Annotated in this window: 3 protein-coding genes and 3 pseudogenes; 3 read left to right on the forward strand and 3 right to left on the reverse strand. The window is 52.6% G+C overall.

What is annotated here, in order from left to right:
- Positions 1–76 precede the first annotated feature (76 nt).
- Positions 77–157: pseudogene (locus RYZ59_RS24430) on the forward strand (hypothetical protein); the annotation flags it as partial.
- Positions 158–178: 21 nt separating this feature from the next.
- Here RYZ59_RS24430 and RYZ59_RS24435 read toward each other — a convergent pair.
- The 3 genes and pseudogenes from RYZ59_RS24435 to RYZ59_RS24445 form a co-directional block, all read right to left on the reverse strand.
- Positions 179–484: pseudogene (locus tag RYZ59_RS24435) on the reverse strand (cyanate transporter); the annotation flags it as partial.
- 48 nt (positions 485–532) lie between these two features.
- Complete coding sequence (cynS, locus tag RYZ59_RS24440) at positions 533–1003, reverse strand: cyanase (RefSeq protein WP_003032552.1); 471 nt, start codon at positions 1001–1003, stop codon at positions 533–535.
- Between the two features lie 29 nt (positions 1004–1032).
- Complete coding sequence (locus RYZ59_RS24445; RefSeq protein ID WP_003032549.1) at positions 1033–1692, reverse strand: carbonic anhydrase; 660 nt, start codon at positions 1690–1692, stop codon at positions 1033–1035.
- A gap of 109 nt (positions 1693–1801) precedes the next feature.
- Between RYZ59_RS24445 and cynR the strand changes: the two genes are divergently transcribed.
- Both cynR and RYZ59_RS24455 read left to right on the forward strand, forming a co-directional pair.
- Positions 1802–2689: a transcriptional regulator CynR gene (gene cynR, locus RYZ59_RS24450; RefSeq protein WP_003032546.1), complete on the forward strand. Its 888-nt coding sequence runs from the start codon at positions 1802–1804 to the stop codon at positions 2687–2689.
- Between the two features lie 59 nt (positions 2690–2748).
- A pseudogene (locus RYZ59_RS24455) lies at positions 2749–2967 on the forward strand (hypothetical protein); the annotation flags it as partial.
- Positions 2968–3043 lie beyond the last annotated feature (76 nt).

Raw genomic sequence — 3043 nt, forward strand, 5'->3', positions numbered from 1 at the left:
TAAGCAGAGTTTTTGAAATGTAAGGCCTTTGAATAAGACAAAAGGCTGCCTCATCGCTAACTTTGCAACAGTGCCGCAGTTACTGAAAAAGGTCCGCCATTTTATGGAAACCGCCAGCCCATTCCCCGGAGGAAAACATGGTCAGGCAAAAGTGTAGCGGTATTAGGCGCAGCTATTTAGTCAGCAGCACCACGCTGTGAGGCGCCAGCTCACGCATTAGCGCCCCAATAATGATCATCAACAGACCGACCGCCACGCTATCACGCTCGCGAATATGACGAGTGATCCAGCCTCCCGCCAGCGCCAGTCCGCCCATCGCGACCATCGGTAATGCGGTAAGAAGAGAAGCCACAGTAAAACTCATGCCGCTGGCCGCACGTAATTGCGGGAGTAAAGGCCCGATTGACGTGAGTAGCGGACGCATATTCAGGCCAATCAGCACCAACACAAGGAGCATCAGACCCGTACGAGGAGATTGATTCATATTGTTCTTTGAGCCCGGCGCGGATAACGCGCCAGGCTTTACTCGGGTTTAGAAAGGTTTTGTCGGCAGATATTTGCCATCAAGCGTAATCACCGCGCGTTCACCGCCTTCCGGGTCAGCCACTTTTTTGACATCCAGCTTGAAGTTAATGGCGCTGATAATGCCGTCGCCAAATTTCTCATGCACCAGCACCTTCAGCGTAGAGCCATACACCTGCAGGATTTCATAGAAGCGATAAATGGTCGGGTCAGTGGGTACGCGATCGTCAATACTGCCGCGCAGTGGGATCATTTGCAGAAGCAGCACCGCATCTTCATCCAGTGAGAGCTTTTCACCAACCAGACGCGCCGCATCAGCCGGCAGTGCATGCTGCCCCAGCAAGGCCGCGGTAACAAAAGCTTCAGATAAGCCCGTACCATCGGTGAGTTGCGCAAAGGTCAGATCTTTTTTCGCTTTGATAAGCAGAATCTGGTCAGCCAAAGAGAGGCGAATATCGCGGTTAATTTGTGCGTGGATCATAATGGAACCTCCTGTATAGAGAGAAAAAATTAAGCTGCGGTGAGGCTGCGAAGCGGCATCGCGCAGGTATTTGGATTTTCGGCAAGCGAGACAAACTGCCCGCTGGCACCGTTGTAGGCGGCAATATCGCCACGTTCGATGTCGTAAACCCAGCCGTGTAATGCCATCCGCCCCTCTTCCAGCGCCAGGCGTACTGACGGGTGGGTCTGAATATTGGCCAGCTGTGCGATAACGTTTTCACGCACCATTGATGCGGTTTTCGCCTGCAATGAAATATGCGTGCGTGATTCATTCACCACGCGGGCTGAATCGGCATAGCGCAGCCAGTGGCTGACGGCGGGCATACTGTCCAGGCAATGGCATCCGGCGATGGCCGTCATGGCGCCACAGTCAGAGTGACCACATATAACAATGTCATTTACTTTCAAAACCGACACGGCGTACTCCACCGATGCGGTAACGCCTCCCGGTTCCGGGCCATAAGAAGGAACAATGTTGCCCGCATTACGGATGACAAACAGATCGCCAGGCTCACGCTGCGTCACCAGCTCCGGCACCAGGCGGCTATCTGAACACGATATAAAAAGCGCGCGTGGGTTTTGCTGGTTTGCCAGCGATCTGAAAAGCTCGGCGCGTTCGGGAAAGACGCTGCGCTGAAATTTCAAAAAGCCATCAATAATCTCTTTCACGATTGTTCCTCTGTCTCACTATGGAATGGACACAGGCTACTCGCTACGTTCCATAAGATAAAAGACTCATTTATAATCAAGTCTATTGGTAAAACTTATGGGAAAGATGATGCTGTTACGACATATTCACTACTTTCTGGCAGTCGCTGAGCATCGAGGCTTTACCCGTGCCGCCACGGCGCTTCACGTTTCGCAGCCCGCGCTTTCTCAGCAAATCAGACAGCTTGAAGAGTCACTTGGCGCGCAACTGTTCGATCGCAGTGGTCGCCATATTCAGCTCACCGATGCTGGCGAAGCCTGGTTGGGTTACGCGAAAAATGCGCTGAGATCGCTGGAAGAGGGAAAGCGGGCAATTCATGATGTCGAGGATTTGAGCCGTGGCTCACTGCGTGTCGCCGTTACCCCCACGTTTACCTCGTGGCTTATCGGGCCGCTAATGGCGAGGTTTTATGCGCGCTATCCCAATATCACCCTTGCGTTACAGGAGATGTCGCAGGAAAAGATGGAAGAGCTGCTGCTCAACGATGAACTGGACATCGGCATCGCATTTGATGATGTTCATTCGGCAGACATCGACGTACTGCCGCTACTGAAGGAATCCCTTGCGTTGATGGTGTCTGAAAGCCATCCTCTGGCGCAACAGGAGTGCGTAGCCTTGTCACATCTTAATAATGAACGACTCATTTTACTGAGTGAGGAATTTGCGACGCGCGAACAAATTGATCGCTATTGCCGCCAAAGAGATCTGCATCCGCAGATAGTAATAGAAGCAAACTCTATCAATGCCATTCTGGAACTGGTGCGTCGTACAACGCTCGCCACCCTGCTTCCATCGCCAATCGCCGCGCAAAATGAGGGATTAAAAGCCGTTTCACTGACGCCGCAGTTGCTGGAACGAACCGCCGCGCTGATGCTACGCAAAGGCGCGTGGAGAACGGCCGCCGTGAAGGCATTTACGGCAATGGCGCAGGAAGTGACGAAAACGTACACCCGGTAACATTGAATTTCGCACGCCAGCAGGCGATAGTGCTTTTTTGACTGAGACAGAAGACGAGTATGACATCAACCGCACTCTCATCGACACTCAAAGGCGGCGCGCTGATCCTGTTGCTTGCCCTGATTTACACCGGCCTCTTTACCGCTGACCGCACGACCTGGCTCATGGAGGTCACCCCGGTCATTATCATTGTGCCGCTGCTATTGTCCACGCATCGTCGCTACCCGCTGACGCCCCTCCTTTACACGCTTATCTTTTTCCACGCGCTTATTCTGATCGGCACTGTTGCAAATAGTCGGTGGTGATAAACTTATCATCCCCTTTTGCTGATGGAGCTGCACATGAACCCATTCA

The sequence above is a fragment of the Citrobacter sp. HN-141 genome (assembly GCF_033341895.1).
Taxonomy (GTDB): domain Bacteria; phylum Pseudomonadota; class Gammaproteobacteria; order Enterobacterales; family Enterobacteriaceae; genus Citrobacter.